Source organism: Emticicia sp. (assembly GCF_049241225.1).
In the GTDB taxonomy this organism is placed as follows: Bacteria; Bacteroidota; Bacteroidia; order Cytophagales; family Spirosomataceae; genus Emticicia.
Map to the genome: position 1 here is coordinate 6,161 of NZ_JBMLRC010000215.1, position 5,571 is coordinate 11,731.

8 protein-coding genes are annotated in these 5,571 nt (G+C 34.5%); 4 read left to right on the forward strand and 4 right to left on the reverse strand.

Going from position 1 to position 5,571, the window contains the following annotated elements; translation table 11 throughout:
* The first annotated feature begins 165 nt into the window (after positions 1–165).
* On the forward strand, positions 166–858 hold the full coding sequence (locus ACOVO2_RS12110) for an NUDIX hydrolase (protein ID WP_421770225.1): 693 nt from the start codon (positions 166–168) through the stop codon (positions 856–858).
* Between the two features lie 104 nt (positions 859–962).
* On the opposite strand, the gene ACOVO2_RS12115 is transcribed toward ACOVO2_RS12110, so the two are convergent.
* Entirely contained in the window at positions 963–1,241 is a 279-nt protein-coding gene (locus tag ACOVO2_RS12115) for a LytR/AlgR family response regulator transcription factor (RefSeq protein WP_421770226.1), read from the reverse strand.
* A 327-nt stretch (positions 1,242–1,568) separates the two neighbouring features.
* Here ACOVO2_RS12115 and ACOVO2_RS12120 point away from each other — a divergent pair, with 327 nt between their 5' ends.
* Positions 1,569–2,711: a hypothetical protein gene (locus ACOVO2_RS12120; RefSeq protein ID WP_421770227.1), complete on the forward strand. Its 1,143-nt coding sequence runs from the start codon at positions 1,569–1,571 to the stop codon at positions 2,709–2,711.
* Positions 2,712–2,769: 58 nt separating this feature from the next.
* On the opposite strand, the gene ACOVO2_RS12125 is transcribed toward ACOVO2_RS12120, so the two are convergent.
* Complete coding sequence (locus tag ACOVO2_RS12125; RefSeq protein WP_421770228.1) at positions 2,770–3,423, reverse strand: OmpA family protein; 654 nt, start codon at positions 3,421–3,423, stop codon at positions 2,770–2,772.
* Positions 3,424–3,489: 66 nt separating this feature from the next.
* Positions 3,490–3,714 carry a hypothetical protein gene (locus tag ACOVO2_RS12130; protein WP_421770229.1) on the reverse strand — a complete coding sequence of 75 codons (225 nt, stop codon included), beginning with the start codon at positions 3,712–3,714 and terminating at the stop codon, positions 3,490–3,492.
* 250 nt (positions 3,715–3,964) lie between these two features.
* On the opposite strand from ACOVO2_RS12130, the gene ACOVO2_RS12135 reads away from it, so the two are divergent.
* Together ACOVO2_RS12135 and ACOVO2_RS12140 are read left to right on the forward strand one after the other, a co-directional pair.
* Positions 3,965–4,159, forward strand: a complete 195-nt coding sequence (locus ACOVO2_RS12135) for a hypothetical protein (protein ID WP_421770230.1) — start codon at positions 3,965–3,967, stop codon at positions 4,157–4,159.
* 62 nt (positions 4,160–4,221) lie between these two features.
* Positions 4,222–4,830, forward strand: a complete 609-nt coding sequence (locus tag ACOVO2_RS12140) for a porin family protein (RefSeq protein WP_421770231.1) — start codon at positions 4,222–4,224, stop codon at positions 4,828–4,830.
* 147 nt (positions 4,831–4,977) lie between these two features.
* On the opposite strand, the gene ACOVO2_RS12145 is transcribed toward ACOVO2_RS12140, so the two are convergent.
* Positions 4,978–5,571 (reverse strand): 3-oxoacid CoA-transferase subunit B (locus ACOVO2_RS12145; RefSeq protein WP_421770232.1); only part of this gene is annotated, 594 nt, incomplete at its 5' end.

The following is a 5,571-nucleotide window of genomic DNA, read 5'->3' on the forward strand; positions in this document are numbered from 1 at the left end:
GAAAGCTCTAAATTATTGAACATAATTAGAGCGAATAGATAGATTATTTTTTTCATTTGTAGGAGGAAAATTTTACTTATTGTCTCAATATGCGACAATATTAATTAGTGTTTTAAAATAATCCTATTTATTTTTGAAAAAATTATAATTTAACAATAAACTCAAGTGAATTCAAAAGGCTATTTAAAGCATATTGCATACGACTCGGTAGTGTTTGGTTTTTCGGGCGAAAAACTGAAGATTTTGATAATGAAATACCATAATACTGGACTTTTTGCTCTTCCAGGTGGCTTTGTGAAGTATGACGAAGACCTAAATGATGCAGTAAGAAGGGGCTTGAAAGAACGAACTGGCTTGGATAATATTTATTTGGAGCAATTTTATGCGTTTGGGAGTGTGGCTCGCTATAAACCAGAAATTATGGAGACCATCATGAAAGCCAATAATCAATCTATCGATGAGCATTCTTGGCTTTTGGATAGATTTATTTCGGTGGCTTATTATGCCTTGATAAATTATGAAGATGTTGTGCCAACTCCCGATGCTCTTTCTGATTCTTGTGATTGGTATGCTCTCGATGAGCTACCAAATTTGATGCTCGACCACGCAGATATTGTTGCCAAAGCATTACAAACTTTACGAGATAATTTGGAGCGTAAATTGGTTGGTATGAATTTATTACCCACGCTTTTTACGATGAAAGAATTACAGAAGGTATATGAGGCGATTTTGGGAGAAAAACTACATCGTGGCACTTTCCAACGCAAAATATTGAGTTTGGGAATTCTGAAACGCCACGAAAAACAATTTTCGGGAGCGGCACACAAAGCACCTTTTTTGTATAGTTTCGAAAATTAAGCATAAAAAAATCCTCGGTCAAAATCATTGACAGAGGATTTATTGTGTGGATATGTAGTGTTTTTTTACTTTTTAGGTGCAAAAGCTTGTTTGGGAAGTCGAGATTATTTTATTTTTCGTCGGCGTGCAAGAGGCAATTCTAAGCCAGAAGTCAGCACTACCTTGCTGAGTGGTCGGGGTTTTATCTCTTTGATCGAATTTTTATTCACTAAATAAGATTTGTGAATTCTGATAAAGTGGCTGTTTTTCGATTCACTCAAGATCGCCTCAAATTTTTTGAGTGTACAGGCCATCATTTCTTTACGACCATTATTAAAGTGTACAATCGTGTAGTTAATTGATCCTTCAAGATGACAAATGTGCTGGGTGTCGTTTATTTGCATGGCGGGGATAGGTTTAGTTAGTATTTATACAGCAAATTTTAAATAGAGATAAGTTAATATATTCTTATTAAGGCAAATAATTCTTATTTTTGATGGAATTCAACGATTTGGGTGTTTTGTAATTTTTACAAAACTTTTGTAAAAATGTAATCAATTGAAAATGAGTATTTTAACTAAAAATTGATTTGTGCTGTGGATATACATTTTTTAAGCATTTTAAGACAAAAATTTATTGAGAAAGTCATCCAAGACTTTGGTGACTCCTATTTGCCAATTAAAAAAAATGATTTTGAGAGCATAAATCTTACTGCTTTGGTTGGGGTAATATTGAAAAAAAATAGAGAAAATATTCCTGAAAATAAGCTGAAAGATTATTTGGTAAGCGACCAAACCCTACGCAGAATTTTTGAAGAGCGTGATAAAGAAACCTCGTTTCAACAAGCAACCCGTAATTTTTTAGCCCTCTACTTAGGTTATAAAAATTATCAAGATTTTTTAGAGAATGCTGATTTTACGGTTATCGAAAATAAACAAACACCTAATTGGCGAAGTATCGGCATTATTTTTTTGATTATAGGTTTGTTGACTATGATCGGCTATGTTTGGAGGAAAAAATATTTGAATGGACCACTGAAAGGGAAGCTTGAAATAGTAACTTATGAAAATACTAAAGCACCCATGACAGCAAAGTTTAGTTATAATTTTAATCACCTAAACTTTGATAAAGCTTATCTTGATTATTCATTGTGGTCTGGTGAAAAAGATACGGTTGAGCTTGACAAATCAAAAAATAAGGTTTCGATTTGTTTTATGCATCCTACTGTTCGGAGGGTAAAATTGGTAGCTGATGGAAAAATTTTAGATTCATTAAAAGTTGTTGTTCCTTCTGTAGGCTGGGTATCGGGCTATGAAGCAATAAACTACCTGCCTTCGGAGCTTTGGAAAAAAAATGGTGTAGCTCATATTTCAAAAGAATACTTGCCCAAGGCTGTTAAGGATCTTCCAACTTATTATTCATTCGTTAAAAAAGTTTCAAATTTTGATAGAAAGCTTGTCGGCGATGATATGATCTATGAGACTCGTTTCAAAAATCCAGTTGCTGAAGGCGGAATCAATTGTAATGATGTTGTGGTAGGTTTTACTTGCGAAAATCATAACTTCGCGATTAACTTCACACAAAAAGGATGTTCGCATTTTGCGTATGTAGTTTTGGGCAATACGAAGGTAGAAGGCAAAACATCTGATTTGAGTAAGTTGGGAATTAATCTGGATAACTATGTGCAGCTTAAGATTGTGTTTAAGGATAAGCAAGTGCACATTTTTATTGATGAACAACTCGTATTTCATTCAAATTTTTCGGAAAAACTAGGATTGCTCCAGGCCTCATATATTGGTTTCAAAGGATTAGGCTCGGTTGATTACATTAAATTCTCGAAGAATAATCAGGTTTTAGAAGAAGAAAACTTTTAGGAGATAGGATAAAATAAGAAGGTGCCCCAAAAGTTTTGAGACACCTTACTTCGAAAAACTATTTTCCTGCACTTTCACGTATTTCGTTTGAAGGAATAATTAATAAATCTACTCTTCTATTTTTATTCATATTTAGTTTCGAATTATTTGCGTAATCTGGGTATTTCTCGCCAAAACTTTCTACAAATAATCTATTTTTATCAATGGCACAACCGAATAAATAATTGGCTACTGAAGCCGCCCTTTTATAAGCTAAGTCTTGATTATGTTTAGCATTACCGGTTGCATCGGCTCTACCAAATACTACAATATAGCTTTCTTTATTCTCATTAAGGTTATACGCCAGATTTCGGAGTATTGTCTTAGTATCTTCATTTAGCGTATAATCATCTACTCCAAAAACATTTCCTTTGTTGAGTGAAACCACTACACCTTGTCCGTATTGCGAAACTGATACTTTATCTAGCATGTTGTCGGTAATTTGTCTGGATAAATTTACCATTTCATTGGTTAAAATTGCATCTGCACTACCTTTCATTGAATATTTCATCACCGAGTCAGCGAGTGGGTATTTTAAATCCTGTAAATCTTCGGTAGCAATTACATTTGTTTGATAAGCTGTAGATGGAACCGAGCTTATTTTTGCGGTCTTACACGCACCGAGTGCGATCGTCATGCCAAGGGCAAGAATCAATAATTTTGAGGTTTTCATTGTTTTATTTGTTTTTAGTTTGAATGTTGTATGTATAATTATTTCAATTAAAAATATCTACATTAATTAGGCATCTTTTCTATTAAGTGTGAATATCCCTCCGATAAACATTACGGCTGCAAGACCAAGATAAATGTATCCTTGGTTTTTGCCCGATTCATTCGACGCATCAATTTTTAATCCTAATACTTTTACTGAGGCATCATTCTGAGAAACTTTATTTATACCGTAGTAACCAACAATTAAGCTGCCCACAATAAGTATTATTCCTATAATTTTATTAGTGCTCATTTTTTTTATGTTTAATAGTTGAGAATTTTAATAATCTGATATTGAGCCTAAAAAACTTATTCCTGCTGGCGTTAATTACAGTTTTTATGGCTTTTTCCCCATTATTGCTCATTTTTCTAGAAGTGAAAATTTCCTAATTCGATGATTGAGCAAAAACATCCCCACATTAAGTGTTTTATTAGGTAGAATGTGGGTGGAACAATATTTTAAGCTCTATCGCCATCAAACACATCAACAAACTAAAAATATTATGAATGTTAAAAGAATTTTCGGAACTCTTCTTACGCTATTAGGAATTGCAGGATTAATTTATGCTGGCATTTCTTTCATGGACAATTCAGTCGGAAAAGCAGATATAAAGGCAATTATATTAGGAGGAGTTTTAGGAGCAATGTTTTTTTTCGCAGGTATCAGATTGGTTTCCTCAACTAAAGATGCGGCTTAAATTTACCCACAACTTTAAATTAAAATTTTTAGAATTACCATTAAATTAAAACAGAAAGTATCATGAAAAATTTAAAAAGATTCACACTTGCAATAGCCATTACATTATTAGGTTTTAATGCCACACAAGCTCAGACAACATCAATCGGACCACTAGTTGGGGTTAATGTTTCTACTTTTACCGGAGAGCCAAATACTAAACCTTTAGCTGGTTTGGCGGTAGGTGGATTTATCAATCATAGTTTTGATGAGCACTTCGGTGTAAATGCCAAACTTATTTACTCTCAGTTAGGTAGTTCATATACATTTAACGAAGATATCAATCGCTTACATTACATTCAATTACCTGTTACAGGTGTTTATTATTTTGGTAATAATGGGCAAACATTTAGACCAAAAGTATACGCTGGACTTTACGGAGCAAGCCTGTTAAGCTCGAATCATAAAAGTGGTGACGCCGTGGTAGAAGGAAACGGAACACCCTATTATAAAAAAAGTGATTTTGGTGGTGTTTTAGGTTTAGGATTTAATTACCTACTGAGCGATAGAACTTGGTTAAATGTAGATGCTGGCTACAACGGTGGTTTTGTTGATGTTACTACATCTGATGCCACTGATTTTAAAAATAAAGCATTCACGCTGAACGTAGGAATTAGTTTCCCGATCAGATAAAACATGTAATAAGTATAAAAAAACTGCCTTAAAGGTCAACCAATAGTAATTTGATGGTAACTTTTAAGGCAGTTTTTTTGTAGATTTGATTATGAGTGAAGAAGAGCTTTCTAGTTGTTTTTTTTCTCAATCTTCGACCTTTCAATGTCAGAATTCCATTTCTGGTATTTCTCCTTCAATTATTAGCTTTCCTTCAGTGGCAGCTTTTATCTGCTCTACTGAAATACCAGGGGCCCTTTCGAGTAATTTAAAACCACCTTCGGGCAATACTTCTAAAACAGCCAATTCGGTAACAATCTTTTTCACACAACGCAAACCTGTTATTGGCAAACTGCAAGTTTTCAATAATTTAGATTCGCCAGCTTTATTGACATGCTGCATGGCAACAATGATATTTTCGGCCGAAGCCACCAAATCCATTGCCCCACCCATACCTTTGACCATTTTTCCCGGAATCTTCCAGTTGGCAATGTCGCCGTTTTCAGAAACCTCCATTGCCCCCAAAATCGTCAAGTCAACGTGTCCACCACGAATCATAGCAAAACTCTCGGCCGAACTGAAAATAGCCGAGCCATCAAGCACTGTAACTGTCTGTTTACCAGCATTGATCAAATCGGGGTCAACTTTATCTTCGGTCGGAAAAGGCCCAATCCCCAACAATCCATTTTCTGATTGTAGCACAACATTGATGCCTTCTGGAATATAGTTGGCTACTAACGTAGGAATTCCAATGCCTAAGTT

Excerpts from the sequence above, each read along its gene's own strand:
- ACOVO2_RS12115 (WP_421770226.1), bottom strand. The coding sequence starts at position 1,241 with ATGCAAATAAACGACACCCAGCACATTTGTCATCTTGAAGGATCAATT.
- ACOVO2_RS12125 (WP_421770228.1), bottom strand. The coding sequence starts at position 3,423 with ATGAAAACCTCAAAATTATTGATTCTTGCCCTTGGCATGACGATCGCA.
- ACOVO2_RS12130 (WP_421770229.1), bottom strand. The coding sequence starts at position 3,714 with ATGAGCACTAATAAAATTATAGGAATAATACTTATTGTGGGCAGCTTA.
- ACOVO2_RS12135 (WP_421770230.1), top strand. The coding sequence starts at position 3,965 with ATGAATGTTAAAAGAATTTTCGGAACTCTTCTTACGCTATTAGGAATT.
- ACOVO2_RS12140 (WP_421770231.1), top strand. The coding sequence starts at position 4,222 with ATGAAAAATTTAAAAAGATTCACACTTGCAATAGCCATTACATTATTA.